Origin of the sequence: Flagellimonas spongiicola, assembly GCF_023502425.1 — a bacterium.
In the GTDB taxonomy this organism is placed as follows: domain Bacteria; phylum Bacteroidota; class Bacteroidia; order Flavobacteriales; family Flavobacteriaceae; genus Flagellimonas; species Flagellimonas spongiicola.
This window is the reverse complement of record NZ_JAMFMA010000001.1, coordinates 84344-101169: the sequence shown is the minus strand read 5'-3', so window position 1 is coordinate 101169 and position 16826 is coordinate 84344. Positions and strand designations below refer to the sequence as shown.

26 protein-coding genes are annotated in these 16826 nt (G+C 41.3%); 1 reads left to right on the top strand and 25 read right to left on the bottom strand.

Features of this window, described 5'->3' with window-relative positions:
- Positions 1-2 precede the first annotated feature (2 nt).
- The 25 genes from rplO to M3P19_RS00380 all read right to left on the bottom strand — a co-directional run bounded on the left by rplO (position 3) and on the right by M3P19_RS00380 (position 13175).
- Complete coding sequence (gene rplO, locus M3P19_RS00500; protein ID WP_249655654.1) at positions 3-455, bottom strand: 50S ribosomal protein L15; 453 nt, start codon at positions 453-455, stop codon at positions 3-5.
- A gap of 12 nt (positions 456-467) precedes the next feature.
- On the bottom strand, positions 468-647 hold the full coding sequence (rpmD, locus tag M3P19_RS00495) for a 50S ribosomal protein L30 (protein WP_249655653.1): 180 nt from the start codon (positions 645-647) through the stop codon (positions 468-470).
- 12 nt (positions 648-659) lie between these two features.
- Positions 660-1184, bottom strand: a complete 525-nt coding sequence (gene rpsE, locus M3P19_RS00490; RefSeq protein WP_249655652.1) for a 30S ribosomal protein S5 — start codon at positions 1182-1184, stop codon at positions 660-662.
- Positions 1185-1190: 6 nt separating this feature from the next.
- The gene (rplR, locus tag M3P19_RS00485) at positions 1191-1544 is read right to left on the bottom strand and encodes a 50S ribosomal protein L18 (RefSeq protein WP_249655651.1); all 354 of its coding nucleotides are present in this window, start codon (positions 1542-1544) and stop codon (positions 1191-1193) included.
- Between the two features lie 11 nt (positions 1545-1555).
- A complete protein-coding gene (gene rplF / locus M3P19_RS00480) occupies positions 1556-2098 on the bottom strand; it encodes a 50S ribosomal protein L6 (protein WP_249655650.1) in 543 nt (180 codons plus the stop codon).
- Positions 2099-2117: 19 nt separating this feature from the next.
- The gene (gene rpsH / locus M3P19_RS00475; protein WP_249655649.1) at positions 2118-2516 is read right to left on the bottom strand and encodes a 30S ribosomal protein S8; all 399 of its coding nucleotides are present in this window, start codon (positions 2514-2516) and stop codon (positions 2118-2120) included.
- A gap of 17 nt (positions 2517-2533) precedes the next feature.
- Positions 2534-2803 carry a 30S ribosomal protein S14 gene (gene rpsN, locus M3P19_RS00470; protein ID WP_116218582.1) on the bottom strand — a complete coding sequence of 90 codons (270 nt, stop codon included), beginning with the start codon at positions 2801-2803 and terminating at the stop codon, positions 2534-2536.
- Between the two features lies 1 nt (position 2804).
- On the bottom strand, positions 2805-3356 hold the full coding sequence (gene rplE / locus M3P19_RS00465) for a 50S ribosomal protein L5 (protein WP_249655648.1): 552 nt from the start codon (positions 3354-3356) through the stop codon (positions 2805-2807).
- 2 nt (positions 3357-3358) lie between these two features.
- Positions 3359-3670: a 50S ribosomal protein L24 gene (gene rplX, locus M3P19_RS00460; protein WP_249655647.1), complete on the bottom strand. Its 312-nt coding sequence runs from the start codon at positions 3668-3670 to the stop codon at positions 3359-3361.
- A gap of 16 nt (positions 3671-3686) precedes the next feature.
- On the bottom strand, positions 3687-4055 hold the full coding sequence (gene rplN / locus M3P19_RS00455) for a 50S ribosomal protein L14 (RefSeq protein WP_249655646.1): 369 nt from the start codon (positions 4053-4055) through the stop codon (positions 3687-3689).
- A gap of 2 nt (positions 4056-4057) precedes the next feature.
- Positions 4058-4318, bottom strand: coding sequence for a 30S ribosomal protein S17 (rpsQ, locus tag M3P19_RS00450; RefSeq protein ID WP_249655645.1), 261 nt, complete (start codon positions 4316-4318; stop codon positions 4058-4060).
- Between the two features lie 13 nt (positions 4319-4331).
- Positions 4332-4523: a 50S ribosomal protein L29 gene (rpmC, locus tag M3P19_RS00445; RefSeq protein ID WP_249655644.1), complete on the bottom strand. Its 192-nt coding sequence runs from the start codon at positions 4521-4523 to the stop codon at positions 4332-4334.
- Positions 4524-4542: 19 nt separating this feature from the next.
- Positions 4543-4962, bottom strand: coding sequence for a 50S ribosomal protein L16 (gene rplP / locus M3P19_RS00440; protein WP_055397052.1), 420 nt, complete (start codon positions 4960-4962; stop codon positions 4543-4545).
- Positions 4963-4982: 20 nt separating this feature from the next.
- Positions 4983-5699, bottom strand: coding sequence for a 30S ribosomal protein S3 (gene rpsC, locus M3P19_RS00435; RefSeq protein ID WP_249655643.1), 717 nt, complete (start codon positions 5697-5699; stop codon positions 4983-4985).
- Positions 5700-5707: 8 nt separating this feature from the next.
- A complete protein-coding gene (gene rplV / locus M3P19_RS00430; protein ID WP_073181014.1) occupies positions 5708-6115 on the bottom strand; it encodes a 50S ribosomal protein L22 in 408 nt (135 codons plus the stop codon).
- 7 nt (positions 6116-6122) lie between these two features.
- On the bottom strand, positions 6123-6401 hold the full coding sequence (rpsS, locus tag M3P19_RS00425) for a 30S ribosomal protein S19 (protein ID WP_106145055.1): 279 nt from the start codon (positions 6399-6401) through the stop codon (positions 6123-6125).
- Between the two features lie 11 nt (positions 6402-6412).
- Positions 6413-7237: a 50S ribosomal protein L2 gene (gene rplB, locus M3P19_RS00420; RefSeq protein ID WP_249655642.1), complete on the bottom strand. Its 825-nt coding sequence runs from the start codon at positions 7235-7237 to the stop codon at positions 6413-6415.
- Positions 7238-7246: 9 nt separating this feature from the next.
- Positions 7247-7537 carry a 50S ribosomal protein L23 gene (gene rplW, locus M3P19_RS00415; RefSeq protein ID WP_249655641.1) on the bottom strand — a complete coding sequence of 97 codons (291 nt, stop codon included), beginning with the start codon at positions 7535-7537 and terminating at the stop codon, positions 7247-7249.
- Between the two features lie 7 nt (positions 7538-7544).
- Positions 7545-8174, bottom strand: a complete 630-nt coding sequence (gene rplD / locus M3P19_RS00410; protein WP_249655639.1) for a 50S ribosomal protein L4 — start codon at positions 8172-8174, stop codon at positions 7545-7547.
- The gene (rplC, locus tag M3P19_RS00405) at positions 8174-8791 is read right to left on the bottom strand and encodes a 50S ribosomal protein L3 (RefSeq protein WP_249655638.1); all 618 of its coding nucleotides are present in this window, start codon (positions 8789-8791) and stop codon (positions 8174-8176) included. The genes rplD and rplC overlap by 1 nt, the downstream gene beginning before the upstream one ends.
- Before the next feature lie 159 nt (positions 8792-8950).
- On the bottom strand, positions 8951-9256 hold the full coding sequence (rpsJ, locus tag M3P19_RS00400) for a 30S ribosomal protein S10 (RefSeq protein ID WP_007094989.1): 306 nt from the start codon (positions 9254-9256) through the stop codon (positions 8951-8953).
- 12 nt (positions 9257-9268) lie between these two features.
- Positions 9269-11395, bottom strand: a complete 2127-nt coding sequence (gene fusA, locus M3P19_RS00395; RefSeq protein ID WP_249655637.1) for an elongation factor G — start codon at positions 11393-11395, stop codon at positions 9269-9271.
- 8 nt (positions 11396-11403) lie between these two features.
- The gene (gene rpsG, locus M3P19_RS00390) at positions 11404-11880 is read right to left on the bottom strand and encodes a 30S ribosomal protein S7 (RefSeq protein WP_249655636.1); all 477 of its coding nucleotides are present in this window, start codon (positions 11878-11880) and stop codon (positions 11404-11406) included.
- A gap of 6 nt (positions 11881-11886) precedes the next feature.
- Positions 11887-12261 carry a 30S ribosomal protein S12 gene (rpsL, locus tag M3P19_RS00385; RefSeq protein WP_031445118.1) on the bottom strand — a complete coding sequence of 125 codons (375 nt, stop codon included), beginning with the start codon at positions 12259-12261 and terminating at the stop codon, positions 11887-11889.
- A gap of 179 nt (positions 12262-12440) precedes the next feature.
- The gene (locus M3P19_RS00380) at positions 12441-13175 is read right to left on the bottom strand and encodes a hypothetical protein (RefSeq protein WP_249655635.1); all 735 of its coding nucleotides are present in this window, start codon (positions 13173-13175) and stop codon (positions 12441-12443) included.
- A 389-nt stretch (positions 13176-13564) separates the two neighbouring features.
- On the opposite strand from M3P19_RS00380, the gene M3P19_RS00375 reads away from it, so the two are divergent.
- Positions 13565-16810 (top strand): SusC/RagA family TonB-linked outer membrane protein, encoded by a 3246-nt coding sequence (locus M3P19_RS00375; protein WP_249655634.1) that lies wholly within the window; start codon positions 13565-13567, stop codon positions 16808-16810.
- Positions 16811-16826 lie beyond the last annotated feature (16 nt).

Sequence of the window (16826 nt, the reverse complement as noted above, 5' to 3'; positions counted from 1 at the left end):
CCTTATAAATTTATAGCCTCGCCTCCTGCCGCTTCGATAGCTGCTTTTGCGGAAGCCGTAAATTTATGTACTGATACTTTTAAGGAGGCTTTTAATTCGCCATTCCCTAAAATCTTTACCAAGTCGTTTTTATGCGCTAGTCTGTTTTCAATCAAAGTTTCCAAAGTAACCTCTTTCTTAACGATTCCTTTGTCTACCAATTCTTGAAGTTTGTTCAGATTAACACCTTGGTATTCCTTTCGGTTGATGTTCTTGAAACCAAACTTAGGTACACGTCGTTGTAAAGGCATTTGACCACCTTCAAATCCAAGTTTCTTTGAATATCCAGATCTGGATTTGGCACCTTTATGTCCACGTGTGGAAGTACCGCCTTTTCCAGAACCTTCTCCTCTACCTACACGTTTTCCTTCTTTTTGAACAGCACCTTCTGCTGGTTTAAGATTATGTAATTCCATGTAATCTTATTTTTATGCTTCCTCAGTGGAAACCAAGTGTTTTACTTTATTGATCATTCCAAGGATATTGGGCGTTGCATCGTGTTCAACAACCTGTCCAATTTTACGTAGACCTAGTGCCTCTAAAGTACGCTTTTGCGTTTGTGTTCTTTTGATGGCGCTTTTTAACTGTTTTACTTTAATCTTTGACATAATACCCTCTATTTATCCCTTAAAGACTTTTTCTAAGGAAATTCCTCTTTGTTTTGCTACCGTCCGTGCTCCTCTTAATTGCAACAAAGCATCAAAAGTAGCCTTTACAACATTATGAGGATTGGAAGAACCTTGTGATTTTGACAATACATCATGAACACCTACGGCTTCCAATACCGCTCTTACCGCACCACCCGCAATAACTCCGGTACCATGAGAAGCTGGTTGAATGTAAACTCTAGCTCCACCATATTTTCCTTTTTGCTCGTGTGGAAGTGTTCCGTTATTCAATGGAATACGAACCAAATTCTTTTTGGCATCCTCTATTGCTTTGGCAATAGCCGTTGCAACTTCCTTGGATTTACCCAAACCATGACCAACTACTCCATTTTCGTCTCCAACAACAACAATTGCTGAGAATCCAAATGCTCTACCACCTTTGGTAACTTTTGTAACCCTTTGGACTCCAACCAAACGATCTTTCAACTCCAGTCCACCTGGCTTAACTACTTCTACGTTTTTGTATTTCTGGTACATAGTTTATTAGAATTTAAGTCCTGCTTCCCTAGCGCCTTCCGCCAATGATTTTACTCGTCCGTGGTAAAGGTTACCTCCTCGATCAAAAGCTACAGCTTCCACACCAAGTTTTTTGGCTTTTTCGGCGATTGTTTTACCTACCAAGGCCGCTACTTCGGATTTTGTTCCTTTAGCATCGACATCTTTATCTCTTGAAGAGGCAGCAGCTAAAGTAACACCTTTATTATCATCAATTAATTGAGCGTAAATTTCCTTGTTGCTTCTGAAAACAGAGAGTCTTGGTCTCGCTTCAGTACCGGAAGAAACCTTTCTGATTCTTCTTCTGATACGCAATCTTCTTTCAGTCTTAGATAATCCCATAGTCTTACTAATTATGCTGATTTACCTGCTTTTCTTCTTAATTGTTCACCTACAAACTTAACCCCTTTACCTTTGTAAGGTTCTGGCTTACGGAAGCCTCGGATCTTGGCAGCAACCTGTCCTACCAATTGTTTGTCATGAGACGTTAATTTCACGATTGGGTTCTTACCCTTTTCAGAAATCGTCTCGATTTTTACTTCTGGAGCAATATCCAACACAATGTTGTGTGAGAATCCAAGAGCCAAATCCAATTTTTGTCCTTGGTTGCTCGCTCTATATCCTACCCCAACCAATTCCAATTCCTTGGTCCATCCTTTGGAAACACCTTCGGTCATATTGGCAATAAGGGCACGGTAAAGTCCATGTTTGGCTTTGTGCTCTTTGGAATCAGAAGGACGGCTCAACTGAACACTACCTTCCTCAACTTTAACTTCAATACCAGAAAATTCTTGGGACAATTCTCCCAGTTTACCCTTTACGGTAACTACATTCTCGTTCACCTCTACAGTGACACCTTCTGGAATTGTAATTGGATTGTTACCTATTCTAGACATTTTTCTTTTCTTTTCTCAATTAATAAACGTAGCACAATACTTCGCCACCTACGTTTTCTTGTTTGGCTTGCTTGCTTGTCATTACGCCATGCGAAGTTGATACAATAGCAATTCCCAAACCGTTAAGAACTCTTGGAAGCTCCTCTGAACCTGCATATTTACGCAAACCAGGTTTACTTACTCTTTGTAATTTTTTGATAACAGGCTCTTTGGTAAACTTATCATACTTCAAAGCAATCTTGATATTACCTTGCGTACTGTTTTCCTCAAATTTGTAGCTCAAGATATAGCCTTGATCAAACAAAATTTTTGTCATCTGTCTCTTAAGATTGGAAGCAGGAATATCCACTACCCTATGACCTGCCCTACTGGCATTTCTAATTCTGGTCAAATAATCTGAAATTGGATCTGTAAGCATTTCTCTTCTTTATCTGTTTACCAACTTGCCTTTTTAACACCTGGAATCAAGCCTTGATTGGCCATTTCCCTGAACGTAACCCTAGAGATTCCAAAGGTTCTCATGTAACCTCTTGGTCTACCGGTCAGTTTACATCTGTTTCGCATACGTACCGGAGATGCGTTCTTTGGAAGCTTTTGCAAAGCCTCGTAATCACCAGCTTCTTTCAAAGCCTTTCTTTTTTCTGCATACTTTGCAACCATCTTCGCCCTTTTTCTCTCACGGGCTTTCATTGATTCCTTAGCCATACTAGTTCTTTTTAAAGGGTACTCCCAATTCGGTTAACAATGATTTTGCTTCTTTATCTGTTTCAGCAGAAGTAACGAATGTGATATCCATACCATTAATTCTGTTGATTTTATCGATGTTGATTTCTGGAAAAATGATTTGTTCCGTAACACCAAGGTTGTAATTTCCTCTACCATCAAAACCAGTAGCTTTTACACCTTGAAAATCACGTACCCTTGGAAGGGCAGAAGTAATCAATCTATCCAAAAACTCGTACATACGCTCACCTCTTAAGGTAACCTTAGCGCCGATTGGCATTCCCTTTCTTAGTTTAAAGGATGCAACGTCTTTTTTGGAAAGCGTTGCAACTGCCTTCTGACCTGTAATGTTGGACAATTCCTCCACAGCATGGTCTATCAGTTTCTTGTCAGATACAGCAGCACCAACACCACGGCTTACAACGATTTTCTCCAATTTAGGAACCTGCATTACATTCTGGTACCCAAATTCCTCAGAAAGCGCCTTTACTACGCGCTCTTTGTATTCTTGCTTTAATCTTGGAATGTAGCTCATAACTAGATTACTTCATTGGATTTCTTGGCAAACCTAACTTTCTTCCCATCTCTAACTTCGTAACCTACTCTTGTAGTTTCACCTGATTTTGGATCAATCAACGAAAGATTGGAGATATGGATAGGAGCCTCCTTTTTCACTATTCCTCCTTGAGGATTATTTGCACTTGGCTTTTCGTGTTTGGAAACCATATTGACGCCTTCCACGATGGCCTTGTTCTTTTCACGGTCTACTTTTAGTACCTTACCTTCTGTACCTTTATGGTCTCCTGTAATGACTCTTACGGTATCCCCTGTTTTAATTTTCAACTTCATCTTACTGATATTTCTATTAAAGCACCTCTGGAGCTAGTGAAACAATCTTCATGAATTGCTTGTCTCTAAGTTCTCTTGCCACTGGACCGAAAACCCTTGTTCCTCGCATTTCGCCTGTTGGATTCAATAGAACACAAGCATTGTCGTCAAAACGGATGTAAGAACCGTCTGGTCTTCTTACTTCCTTTTTAGTTCTAACTACAACCGCTGTTGAAACCGAACCTTTCTTTACCGTTCCGTTGGGAGTAGCTTCCTTTACAGTAACTACAATCTTATCACCCACAGAAGCGTATCTTCTTTTAGTTCCTCCTAGTACACGGATGGTCAAAACTTCCTTTGCACCTGTGTTATCCGCAACCTTTAATCTTGATTCTTGCTGTAACATAATTATTTAGCTCTTTCAAGGATTTCAACCAATCTCCAACATTTTGTCTTACTCAATGGTCGGGTTTCCATAATTTTAACGGTATCACCTTCGTTGCAATCATTCTTTTCATCATGCGCAACGTATTTTTTGGTCTTCAAAACGAATTTACCGTACATAGGGTGCTTTACTCGTTTTACCTCAGAAACTACAATGGATTTCTCCATTTTGTTGCTGGTAACAACGCCTATTCTTTCTTTTCTTAAATTTCTTTTATCTTCCATAAGGCAAAACCGATTATTGTAATTCCCTTTTAGTTAATTCAGTTGCAAGTCTTGCTACCGTCCTTCTTGTTTTCCTAATCTGCATAGGGTTTTCCAACGGAGTAACGGCATGTGCCATCTTAAGATCAGCGTGCTGCTTTTTAAGGTCAGCCAACTTTTCTTTTAGCTCTTCAATTGAAAGTTCTTTTATTTCTGATTGTTTCATCTTTCGTTCCAATTAAAAATTAAGCGGAGTAATCCCTAGCTACGATAAACTTGGTTTTCACTGGAAGTTTCTGCGCAGCAAGTCGCAACGCTTCCTTGGCAATATCCATAGGTACACCGGCAACTTCGAACATGATTCTTCCTGGCTTAACAACGGCCACCCAATATTCTGGAGCACCTTTACCTTTACCCATACGAACCTCAAGAGGTTTCTTGGTGATAGGCTTGTCTGGGAAAATCTTGATCCACAATTGACCTTGCCTTTTCATATACCTTGTCGCAGCAATACGAGCAGCCTCTATTTGACGGGAGGTAATGAAGTGGGAATCCAAGGATTTGATACCGAACATTCCATTGGAAAGCTGGTGCCCTCTTTGTGAGTTCCCTTTCATACGCCCCTTCTGGGCTTTACGAAATTTCGTTCTTTTTGGCTGTAACATCTTACCTTTACTTTATCTAATTACTTTCTACGGCGCTGTGGTTTCTTACCATCTTGCTTACCGCCTTTACCTTGACTCTTGGACAATCCTACCAATGGGGAAAGTTCTCTCTTACCATAAACCTCACCTTTCATGATCCAAACTTTGATACCCAATCTTCCGTAAGTTGTATGCGCTTCAACCAAAGCATAATCAACATCTGCACGGAACGTAGATAATGGAATTCTTCCTTCTTTGTAAGATTCTGAACGTGCCATTTCCGCACCGTTCAAACGTCCTGAAATCTGAATCTTGATACCTTCGGCATTCATACGAATTGCAGCGGCAATAGCCATCTTGATTGCTCTTCTGTATGAAATCCTGCTTTCTATCTGTCTTGCAACACTTGCAGCAACCAAATTGGCATCCAATTCAGGTCTCTTGATTTCATGAATATTGATCTGAACCTCTTTATTGGTGATCTTCTTAAGTTCTTCCTTTAGCTTATCTACCTCTTGCCCACCTTTACCGATAATGATACCAGGTCTTGCAGTGGTAATGGTTATAGTGATCAACTTTAAGGTTCTTTCGATAATTACCCTTGACACACTTGCTTTTGCCAAACGCGCATGGATATATTTTCTGATCTTATCATCCTCAGCCAGCTTATCGCCGTAATCGTTACCTCCATACCAGTTGGATTCCCATCCTCTGATAATTCCCAAACGATTTCCTATCGGATTGGTCTTCTGTCCCATATTATACTCTAGCTTTGAACGTTGTTATTGGATTCCAAGATCATGGTAACATGGTTGGAACGTTTTCTAATTCTATGTGCTCTACCCTGAGGAGCTGGACGTAAACGCTTTAACATAGTTCCTCCATCTACACGGATTTCCTTGATGTATAGATCAGCATCCTCAATACTTGCATCCTCATTTTTAGCTTCCCAATTAGCAATTGCTGAAAGCAAAAGCTTTTCCAATTTTCTAGAAGCTTCTTTTGGGTTGAATCTCAAAATAGCCAATGCCATCTCAATTTGCTTACCTCTTACCAAGTCAGCTACCAAACGCATCTTTCTCGGTGAAGTAGGGCAATTGTTCAACTTGGCAATTGCAAGCTGCTTTTTCTCTTCCTTTAACCTTTCGGCCATTTGTCTTTTACGAACTCCCATAGCTTACTTACTTTTTACCTTTGTTTTTAGCTCCCGCATGACCTCTAAAAGATCTTGTAGGTGAAAATTCCCCAAGTTTGTGACCTACCATGTTTTCAGTAACGTACACAGGAACAAATTGTCTTCCATTATGTACTGCTATGGTTTGTCCTACGAAATCCGGAGTTATCATTGAGGCTCTTGACCATGTTTTGATAACCGTTTTCTTACCTGACTCTATATTGTTCTGGACTTTCTTTTCCAGACTATGATGAACGTAAGGTCCTTTTTTTAATGAACGTGCCATTTACTTTGCTTTTATTTCTTTCTACGTTCTATGATATATCTATTGGTGTCTTTAGTCTTAGAACGGGTTCTAAATCCTTTTGCAGGGATTCCGTTCTTAGATCTTGGGTGACCTCCAGAAGCCCTACCTTCACCACCACCCATTGGGTGATCAACAGGGTTCATTGCTACTGGTCTTGTTCTAGGTCTTCTACCCAACCATCTGCTTCTACCCGCTTTACCGGATACCAACAATTGGTGATCAGAATTAGACACAGCACCGATAGTCGCCAAACAATTTGCCAAAATCATTCTGGTTTCACCAGATGGCAATTTGATAGTAACAAATTTTCCATCCTTCGCCATTAATTGAGCAAATGTTCCAGCACTACGTGCCATAACAGCACCTTGACCTGGTCTTAGTTCTATACAAGAGATAATGGTACCCAATGGAATCTCACTTAACGGAAGTGCATTTCCAATTTCTGGAGCAGCTTTGGATCCAGAAGAAATTTTCTGACCTACCTGCAACCCATTTTGAGCAACCACATATCTTTTTTCACCATCCTTGTATTCAACAAGTGCGATGAATGCAGTTCTGTTTGGATCGTACTGAATAGAAACAACAGTAGCATCAACTCCCTGCTTGTCTCTTTTGAAATCGATAATACGATACCTTCTTTTATGACCACCACCTCTGTGACGGATGGTCATTTTTCCTTGACTATTCCTACCACCTGTCTTTTTTAACGGAGCAAGCAAGCTTTTCTCCGGCTTATCAGTAGTAATCGCGTCAAATCCGTTTACTACTCTAAAACGCTGACCAGGGGTTATCGGTTTTAATTTTCTAACTGACATCTCTTGTCTTTATAGATTACTGTAAAAATCAATGATATCACCTTCCGCAACATCAACAATTGCCTTTTTCAAAGCATTTGTTTTTCCATGTTGGATTCCTGTTTTGGTATAGCGACTCTTTCGATTTGGACCATAATTCATGGTACGAACCTTCTCCACAGAAACACCATAAGTTTCCTCAACAGCCTCCTTGATCTGAAGCTTGTTTGCTGAAGGATCAACATAAAAACCATAACGATTGAAAAGCTCGCTATCTGCGGTCATTTTTTCCGTTATGATTGGTTTTATCAACACACTCATGATATTCTTATTTCTTAAAGTTCGATTCTATTCCTTCCAAAGCACTTTCAGTAAATACCACATTGTTAGCATTAACAATCTTGTAAGTATTTAATTCTGAGCTAGTTATAACTTCAGAACGCTCCAAATTGCGCGACGACAAATATACATTATTATTCGCGTCACCCAACACAATCAAAGACTTTTTGCTTTCAATACCCAAGGAGGATAAAATAGCTTTGAAATCTTTGGTCTTTGGTGCTTCAAATGAGAAGTCTTCAACAACCGTGATTGCCTTTTCATTTGACTTGATTGTCAATGCAGACTTTCTAGCCAAACGCTTCACATTTTTATTCAATTTCTGTTGGTAATCCCTTACTCTTGGACCAAATATTCTACCACCTCCTCTGAAAACAGGGGATTTGATACTACCAGCCCTTGCCGTACCAGTACCTTTTTGCTTCTTGATCTTACGGGTACTACCTGCAATCTCTCCTCGCTCTTTGGCTTTATGGTTACCTTGTCTTTGGTGTGCCAAATATTGCTTAACATCCAAATAAATGGCATGCTCACTTGGCTCAATACCGAAAACCTCCTTGGAAAGCTCTACTTTCCTACCGGTTTCTTTTCCTTTGATATCTAAAACTGCAACCTTCATTACTTCTCAATTGTTACGTAAGCATTTTTGTGACCTGGAACAGCACCTTTCACTACGATAAGGTTTTTTTCGGGAACCACTTTCAACACTTTCAAGTTTTGAACTGTAACTCTATCGCCACCCATTCTACCAGCCATTTTCATCCCTTTGAATACTCTCGCAGGATAAGAAGCTGCACCAATAGAACCAGGAGCTCTCAATCTGTTATGCTGACCATGGGTTGCTTGACCAACACCGCCAAAGCCATGCCTTTTAACAACACCTTGGAAACCTTTTCCTTTGGAAGTTCCAACAACGTCAACAAATTCACCTTCAACAAAAAGGTCGGCACCTACGGTGTCTCCTAATTTGTATTCACCTTCAAAATCACGGAACTCAACGACTTTCTTTTTAGGAGAAGCACCTGCTTTCTTAGCATGGCCCAATTCGGCCTTGTTTGCACGTCTTTCTGCCTTGTCATCGAAACCTAGTTGAAGGGCACTGTACCCGTCTACCTCTTCGGTTCTGACTTGGGTAACCACGCACGGCCCTGCTTCAATAACAGTACATGGAATGTTCTTTCCATTCTCGTCAAAGATGCTGGTCATACCGATTTTTCTACCTATTAACCCAGACATATATTAATTATTAATTGTTCTTGTTTTACTATGCCAATTCCTTGGCAAAAAAATTGGGTCAAGAAAAAAGATTCTGTGACCCAGATATTTTTCTTTTCCCGTTTTTCCTTCGCACGCAGCTCAGGACATGTTCACCTTTCTCTCAAAAGGCGTGCAAATCTACACTTTTATTTCGACTTCTACACCACTTGGGAGCTCTAATTTCATTAAAGCATCAATGGTTTTTGAAGAAGAGCTGTAAATATCCAACAATCTCTTGTAGGAACTTAGCTGAAATTGCTCTCGCGATTTCTTGTTCACGTGTGGTGAACGCAAAACTGTAAATATCTTTTTGTGCGTTGGCAACGGTATTGGACCTGTTACTACAGCACCTGTCGTTTTTACGGTCTTAACAATCTTTTCAGCAGATTTATCCACCAAATTGTGATCGTAAGATTTAAGTTTTATTCTAATTTTTTGACTCATCTTGCTGAAAAATTAAGCGGTTACTCCTTTTACTGATTTAATCACTTCCTCTGCAATATTGGATGGTGTTTCTGCATAATGTGAAAACTCCATAGTGGAAGTAGCTCTACCAGAAGACAATGTTCTCAAAGAAGTTACATATCCGAACATTTCGGATAGTGGCACTTCACCTTTAACTACTTTGGAACCAGCCCTATCGCTCATATCGCTAATAGTTCCTCTACGTCTGTTAAGGTCACCAACAATATCTCCCATGTTTTCTTCAGGTGTCAACACCTCAATCTTCATGATAGGTTCCATCAATACGGATTTTGCAGCCTTAGCAGCAGCTTTGTATCCCATTTTTGCCGCTAATTCGAAAGATAAGGAATCGGAATCCACAGGGTGGAATGAACCATCCTTTAAAGTAACTTTCATGCTATCCATCTCAAATCCAGCTAAAGGACCATTCTTCATAGCTTCCTTGAATCCTTTTTCAACAGATGGGATATACTCCTTAGGAATATTACCTCCTTTGATCAAGTTAACAAATTCCAAACCTTCAGTTTCTTCACCTGCCGGCTCCATTGTAAATACAATATCCGCAAACTTACCACGACCACCAGACTGTTTCTTGTAAACTTCCCTATGATCAGCAGCTTGTGTAATAGCTTCTTTGTATTCAACCTGTGGTTGACCTTGATTTACCTCTACTTTGAACTCACGTCTCAAACGATCAACGATAATGTCCAAATGCAACTCTCCCATACCAGAAATTATGGTCTGACCTGAAGCTTCATCTGTCTTTACCTGGAACGTTGGATCCTCTTCAGCGAGTTTCGCCAAAGACATTCCCAATTTATCCACATCCGCCTTAGTTTTAGGCTCAACCGCGATACCAATTACGGGATCAGGGAAATCCATACTTTCAAGAACGATTGGATGTTTTTCTGAAGACATAGTATCCCCAGTTTTGATATCCTTAAATCCAACGGCAGCTCCAATATCACCAGCTTCGATATACTCGATTGCATTTTGCTTATTGGAGTGCATCTGATAGATACGAGAAATACGCTCTTTCTTACCAGATCTATTATTCAAAATATAAGACCCAGCATCCAAACGACCTGAATATGCTCTAAAGAATGCCAAACGACCAACAAATGGATCAGTTGCAATCTTAAATGCTAAAGCAGAAAATGGTTCTTTTGGATCTGGCTTTCTTGTAATCTCGTTACCTGTGTTTGGATCAGTACCTACTATATCATCCTTATCTAAGGGTGAAGGCAAGTAACGACAAACGGCATCCAACAAAAATTGAACTCCTTTGTTTTTGAATGAGGAACCACAAACCATAGGTATAATAGCTCTATCCATAACCGCAGCTCTCAATGCAGCATGAACTTCTTCTTCCGTGATGGAATCTTCATCTTCGAAGAATTTTTCCATCAACTCCTCGTCATATTCCGCCACTGCTTCAATCAAGGCAGCTCTATACTCCTTAACTTCAGCTTTCATATCTTCTGGAATGTCGATAACATCAAAGGTAGAACCAAAGTTCTCATCATGCCATACTATTGCTCTGTTTTTGGCAAGATCAACAATACCCTTGAAGTCAGCCTCTTCGCCAATTGGCAAAACAATCGGAACTGCATTTGAACCCAACATTTCCTTAACCTGCTTACAAACCATAAGGAAGTTGGAACCTTGACGGTCCATTTTGTTAACGAAACCAATTCTTGGCACTTTATAGTTGTCGGCCAATCTCCAGTTAGTTTCAGACTGAGGTTCTACACCATCAACCGCACTAAACAAGAAAACCAAACCATCCAAAACACGAAGCGAACGGTTTACTTCAACCGTAAAATCAACGTGTCCCGGAGTATCTATAATATTAAAGTGGTACCCTTTGGCATCAGCAGTTGGCTTTCCATTTTCAGTAGGAAACTGCCATGTACATGTAGTAGCAGCAGAAGTAATGGTAATTCCACGCTCTTGCTCCTGCTCCATCCAGTCCATGGTTGCCGCACCATCGTGCACTTCACCAATTTTATGACTTACACCAGTATAAAAAAGAATACGCTCTGTAGTTGTGGTTTTTCCAGCATCAATGTGTGCTGCAATTCCAATATTCCTTGTGAATTTTAAATCTCTTGACATTGTATTGACTAGAATCTAAAGTGTGAGAATGCTTTATTGGCTTCAGCCATTTTATGAGTATCCACTCTTTTCTTAACAGCAGCACCTTCTTCTTTTGCAGCAGCCAAGACTTCAGCTGCCAATTTTTGCGCCATGGATTTCTCGTTACGCTTTCTTGCATAACTGATTAACCATTTCATAGCCGTAGAAATCTTACGATCTGGACGGATCTGCATAGGAATCTGGAATGTAGCACCACCCACTCTTCTACTTCTTACTTCAACGTGTGGCATTACATTGGAAAGTGCATCTTTCCACAACTCCAAAGCAGTCTTCTCTTCGTCTTGGTTCTTTTCTTCTACAATATCAATTGCATCATAAAAAACCTTGAAGGCAACGGATTTTTTTCCGTCCCACATCATCATGTTCACAAAGCGAGTTACCAGCTGGTCATTAAACCTTGGGTCTGGCAACAACGGTCTTTTTTTCGCCTGTCTTTTTCTCATCGCTTCTTATTTTTTAGGACGTTTAGCTCCGTATTTTGATCTACGCTGCGTTCTACCTGCTACCCCTGCGGTATCTAATGCACCACGAACAATGTGGTAACGTACACCGGGTAAATCCTTAACTCTTCCACCTCTAACCAATACTATCGAGTGCTCTTGGAGGTTGTGACCTTCACCAGGGATGTATGCGTTAACTTCTTTACCATTGGTCAACCTTACCCTTGCCACTTTACGCATGGCTGAGTTTGGTTTTTTAGGCGTAGTAGTATAAACACGCGTACAAACCCCTCGTCTTTGAGGACACGAATCCAAAGCAGCCGATTTACTCTTCTTGGTAATGGTGACTCTTCCTTTTCGTACTAATTGTGAAATTGTTGGCATTAAAATTTCTTTTAAAAATCAAAACAACCCTCGTTTTGAGGGCTGCAAATGTAGTGATATTTCATTATAATTCAAATCCAAGCAGATTAAATTTCCAGTCAAACCTGAAAATCAAAATCTTAGTATCGTATAAGAAGTGATTTTAAGACCGAAAAGAAAGCGCGAAAACCTCATGAAACTTACAAATCACCAGCATAGGCCACTAATTCAATCAATCCGGATTTAGATTTCAAATCTAACTTTTTGGTCTTGATATAACTTTTGATATTTGGACGTAAGTCCGCATCAAACAACCCAATTACTTCATTTTTCTTAGAGGGAATATATTTTGGTGCGGCACGATTGACTATTAAGTAGAAATTAATTTCATCCACAAATCTATGGGGAAATGATACCGCATGGGATGTTTTAGCCTGTTTCCCTTCTTTAAATCTTTTTGATTTTTGTTCCATTAATTGAAAAGCACCGACAGTAGAGATTGGAGTAAGATAAATCGTCGATTGTTCTCCTTTTTTTCCAACTACCTTAAAATAGGTGTATTTCTTTCCATCTAATTCACAAGCAATAGCAACATCTTTGAATAGTGCCAGTGTTTTTTCACCACCTTCATCCGAACTTTTTATTTCAAACTCATCATTAAAGGCATTGTAACGCGCAAAAACTTTGCGGGCTTCGATACCCTCAAAGCTTATAGTTGCCGGTCTAAACTTGTCATTATAATAAATGGACCCTTCAATATCCTCTAATCCAATTGGCCTGTCAATTCCTAATGCTGCAAACCTGTCCCGCATTTGATTATAGAAATTTTCAGAAGCTGGGTTATTGCCAAAATCAGGGCCAATTCCCTGCAATCCTTTTTCATATAGATTTATCACCCCTGGCTGTACGTTAACTTTTTGTTGCGCGCACAACATTGTGTTTAATACCAAAAAAAACAATGTTAAAATTTTAACTGACATGCCCTCATATATATTAAGGTATAATTTACAAAAAACATATCAGATCTAGCCAACTGATCCCATACAATAGGTTCTGTTTGTTTTAAAAGCGCATAAAAACGTGGATTCCTTATAAACACAACACTTTCAAGAAGAAATTAAGCAATATATAACGCAATTTTCAAAAGACAAATATTGATGTTTAATCATTTTTTACCCCCTCACATTGTGAACACCATAATTATCCCTCTGAATTTTGATGGCTTTGCATTTGTAAACTTAAGCTTAAAATTTTAGTACAATTAGTTTGGATTATTAACATGAAATTATGATTTTAGCGGCTAGCTAATTCAAATAATTTTAAAATGAGAACAAAACTTAATGGATTGTTAACGCTGTTATTGGCGTTTGTTGTGCATGTTTCTTTTGCACAAGACAAGACGATTACAGGTACTGTTACGGACGCCGATGGGCTGCCGCTGCCTGGGGTCAACATTGTCGTTGAAGGTACCACTACGGGTACCCAAACAGATTTTGACGGTAACTATGCTATCAGTGCCAGTCAAGGTCAAGCACTTCTTTTCAGTTACATTGGACAGAGAGATGCCAGAAGGGAAGTTGGCGCAAGTGATGTGATCAACGTCCAAATGGAGGAAGATGCACAGGCACTCGAGGAAGTTGTTGTGACTGCCCTTGGTATCAAAAGGGAGAAACAAGCATTGGGTTACGCCGTTACCGAGGTAGGTAGCGAGGACCTGGAGCAACGACCAGATGGTGATGTCGCCAGGGTACTTCAAGGTAAGGCCGCAGGTGTACAGATCACCAACCAGAGTGGTCTTTCCGGTTCCGGTACAAACGTGATCATCCGGGGTCTTTCCACGTTCAGCTCTAGCAACCAGGCATTGTTCATCGTGGACGGTGTGCCGTTCAGTACGGACACCAACTCACAGGGTAGACAGGGCGACCGTCAGGATTTCATCAATGGTAACAACGGTTCCAGTAGGTTCCTTGACCTTGATCCCAACAGTATCGAGAGCGTGAACGTCCTTAGGGGTCTTGCAGCTGCTACCTTATATGGTTCACAAGGTCGTAACGGGGTCATCCTCATTACCACCAAAGGTGGATCCACGGGTGCAGCCGGTCCAAAGAAGACAGAAGTTACAGTAAATTCTTCGGTTTTCTTCAACGAGATCGCCTCTACACCAGATTACCAGAACGAATATGGTAACGGTTTCGACCAGTCCTTCGGATGGTTCTTCTCCAACTGGGGCCCAAGCTTCAGAAGGGAAGGAGCTTCAGGTTGGGGCGCACAGTCTGCAATCGATGATCAAGGGACATTGGCCCACCCATACTCCACTTCAACTGCAGCCATCCAGGCCGCTTTCCCGGAGTTCCAAGGGGCACGTTACGATTGGAGACCATATGACAGTGTGGGACGCTTCTTCAAAAGAGGTATTATCACAAACTCCTCCGTAAACGTTAGAGGTGCTTCCGATGATGGAAAAATAGGATACAACGTGAACTTCGGTCACTTGAAGGACAACGGTTTCACACCTGGAAATGGCGTTACTCGTAACACATTATCCGTTGGTGGTAGGGCGCAGTTGAGCAACAAGTTCACTGCCTCAGGTACTTTGAACTACGCAAGAACGAAGTTTACCTCTCCTCCGGTGGCATTAAGTCAAGGTAACGGATCTACAGGTACAGGTTCTTCCGTATTCGGTCACTTGTGGTTCACACCACGTAGTATCGATGTCCAGGGACTTCCGTTCCAGAACCCTATCGATGGAAGTAGCGTTTACTACAGACAGAATAACTCCATCCAGCACCCATTATGGACCGTAAATAACGCTGGATCTAATCAGGAAACAAATAGGGTATTCGGTCAAGCCTCTTTACAATATGATATCAATGATAACCTGAACTTGGTGTATCGCGCAGGTATCGATATCTATAGTGAGAACAACACCAACTACCAAAACAGAGGTGGTATCGGTGGTGGTGCTAGAACGGTTAGCGGTTTCTATGAAACATGGAACAACACCAACACCATTTGGGACCACAACTTCATCCTTAACGGTGACTTTGACATCACCGAAAAGATCGGGACCACGTTCAACGTTGGTGCCACTTCAAGAAGGGAGATCTTCGACCAAAACGGTGTGGCCAGTGATGGACAGCAGGTTTTCGACGTATTGAGACACTTCAACTTCTTGAACCAAAATGAGATACAGACATTTGTAGAGAGAAACCTTGTCGGTGTATACGGACAGGTGGATTTCGATTACGATAAATACCTATACTTGACCCTTGCAGGTCGTAACGATTGGGTATCGAACTTTACCACTGAAAACAGGGCACAGTTCTATCCATCGGCAAGTATCTCCTTCATCCCAACGGCCGCTATCGACGGCCTTAAGTCGGAGAACGTATTGAACTACTTGAAGATCCGTGCAGGTCTTGGGGTATCGGCGAATTTTGAGTCCTCCAATTATCCAGTCGCAAGTACATTGATATTGGATACACAGGATGTACAGGACGGAACCGGTGCCAACATCGTGACCAATGAAGTGGGTACAAGAACGGGTAACCCGAACTTGCAGCCGGAGACCTTGGAAGAGATCGAACTTGGTATCGAATCCAGATGGTGGGACGGACGTATCACACTGGATGCCTCCATCTACCAGAGAAAGACCAACGATCTTATCTTGGACAGACCATTGGATCCAGCCGCTGATCTTGGAACAAGGATCGTTGCCGTTAACATCGGTGAGATCGAGTCCGAAGGTATCGAGGCCGATTTGGGCGTCAACTGGTTCAGGGCAAAAGACCAAGGTGGTTTCAGCTGGAGAACGAACGTGAACTTCACCGCTTATGAAACGACCGTTACAGATTTAGGACAGGATACCGATCAGGTAGTCTACTCCGGTTTCTCAAACTTGGGTAACGCGGCCATCCAGGACGAGCCATTGGGCGTGTTCTTCGGTAGCCGTATCCTTAGGGATGCCAACGGGGACTTCGTTGTAGGTGCCGATGGTAACTACGTACAGGATCCAAACGATGGTATCATCGGTGATCCGAACCCGGACTGGGTAATGAACGTAAGGAACAACATCTCCTATAAGAACTTCAGCCTAGGGTTCCAGTGGAACTACACCCAAGGTGGTGACGTATACTCCAGTACCATCTCCACATTGATGGGTAGGGGGCTAATCACTGAGACTGTTGATCGTGAAGATACTTATGTACTTCCAGGGGTTGATGCCAATGGCAATACCAACAACCTGCAGATCAACAACTCCACCTTCTGGTTCTCCAATGTCCTTTTCGGACCAAGTGAACTACAGGTGTACGATGCCACAACGGTAAGACTTCAGGAGGCCTCATTGAGCTATTCCTTGCCAAGCAAGTTCTTGGACAAGACACCATTCGGGAACTTGACCTTCACGGTATCAGGGAACAACCTTTGGTACAGAGCGGTCAACACTCCCAAGGGTGCCAACTTCGATCCGAACACCTCAGGTCTTGGGGTATCCAACGGATTTGGTTTCGACTTCATCAACGGACCCAGTGCAAGAAGATACGGGCTTAGTGTAAAGGCAACATTCTAAGAATAAAAAATTTATA

Bases quoted from the DNA above. Each gene is read 5' to 3' on its own strand.
- rplO (WP_249655654.1), bottom strand. From the start codon at position 455: ATGGAATTACATAATCTTAAACCAGCAGAAGGTGCTGTTCAAAAAGAA.
- rpmD (WP_249655653.1), bottom strand. From the start codon at position 647: ATGTCAAAGATTAAAGTAAAACAGTTAAAAAGCGCCATCAAAAGAACA.
- rpsE (WP_249655652.1), bottom strand. From the start codon at position 1,184: ATGTACCAGAAATACAAAAACGTAGAAGTAGTTAAGCCAGGTGGACTG.
- rplR (WP_249655651.1), bottom strand. From the start codon at position 1,544: ATGGGATTATCTAAGACTGAAAGAAGATTGCGTATCAGAAGAAGAATC.
- rplF (WP_249655650.1), bottom strand. From the start codon at position 2,098: ATGTCTAGAATAGGTAACAATCCAATTACAATTCCAGAAGGTGTCACT.
- rpsH (WP_249655649.1), bottom strand. From the start codon at position 2,516: ATGCTTACAGATCCAATTTCAGATTATTTGACCAGAATTAGAAATGCC.
- rpsN (WP_116218582.1), bottom strand. From the start codon at position 2,803: ATGGCTAAGGAATCAATGAAAGCCCGTGAGAGAAAAAGGGCGAAGATG.
- rplE (WP_249655648.1), bottom strand. From the start codon at position 3,356: ATGAGCTACATTCCAAGATTAAAGCAAGAATACAAAGAGCGCGTAGTA.
- rplX (WP_249655647.1), bottom strand. From the start codon at position 3,670: ATGAAGTTGAAAATTAAAACAGGGGATACCGTAAGAGTCATTACAGGA.
- rplN (WP_249655646.1), bottom strand. From the start codon at position 4,055: ATGTTACAGCAAGAATCAAGATTAAAGGTTGCGGATAACACAGGTGCA.
- rpsQ (WP_249655645.1), bottom strand. From the start codon at position 4,318: ATGGAAGATAAAAGAAATTTAAGAAAAGAAAGAATAGGCGTTGTTACC.
- rpmC (WP_249655644.1), bottom strand. From the start codon at position 4,523: ATGAAACAATCAGAAATAAAAGAACTTTCAATTGAAGAGCTAAAAGAA.
- rplP (WP_055397052.1), bottom strand. From the start codon at position 4,962: ATGTTACAGCCAAAAAGAACGAAATTTCGTAAAGCCCAGAAGGGGCGT.
- rpsC (WP_249655643.1), bottom strand. From the start codon at position 5,699: ATGGGACAGAAGACCAATCCGATAGGAAATCGTTTGGGAATTATCAGA.
- rplV (WP_073181014.1), bottom strand. From the start codon at position 6,115: ATGGGAGTTCGTAAAAGACAAATGGCCGAAAGGTTAAAGGAAGAGAAA.
- rpsS (WP_106145055.1), bottom strand. From the start codon at position 6,401: ATGGCACGTTCATTAAAAAAAGGACCTTACGTTCATCATAGTCTGGAA.
- rplB (WP_249655642.1), bottom strand. From the start codon at position 7,237: ATGTCAGTTAGAAAATTAAAACCGATAACCCCTGGTCAGCGTTTTAGA.
- rplW (WP_249655641.1), bottom strand. From the start codon at position 7,537: ATGAGTGTGTTGATAAAACCAATCATAACGGAAAAAATGACCGCAGAT.
- rplD (WP_249655639.1), bottom strand. From the start codon at position 8,174: ATGAAGGTTGCAGTTTTAGATATCAAAGGAAAAGAAACCGGTAGGAAA.
- rplC (WP_249655638.1), bottom strand. From the start codon at position 8,791: ATGTCTGGGTTAATAGGTAGAAAAATCGGTATGACCAGCATCTTTGAC.
- rpsJ (WP_007094989.1), bottom strand. From the start codon at position 9,256: ATGAGTCAAAAAATTAGAATAAAACTTAAATCTTACGATCACAATTTG.
- fusA (WP_249655637.1), bottom strand. From the start codon at position 11,395: ATGTCAAGAGATTTAAAATTCACAAGGAATATTGGAATTGCAGCACAC.
- rpsG (WP_249655636.1), bottom strand. From the start codon at position 11,880: ATGAGAAAAAGACAGGCGAAAAAAAGACCGTTGTTGCCAGACCCAAGG.
- rpsL (WP_031445118.1), bottom strand. From the start codon at position 12,261: ATGCCAACAATTTCACAATTAGTACGAAAAGGAAGAGTCACCATTACC.
- M3P19_RS00380 (WP_249655635.1), bottom strand. From the start codon at position 13,175: ATGTTGTGCGCGCAACAAAAAGTTAACGTACAGCCAGGGGTGATAAAT.
- M3P19_RS00375 (WP_249655634.1), top strand. From the start codon at position 13,565: ATGAGAACAAAACTTAATGGATTGTTAACGCTGTTATTGGCGTTTGTT.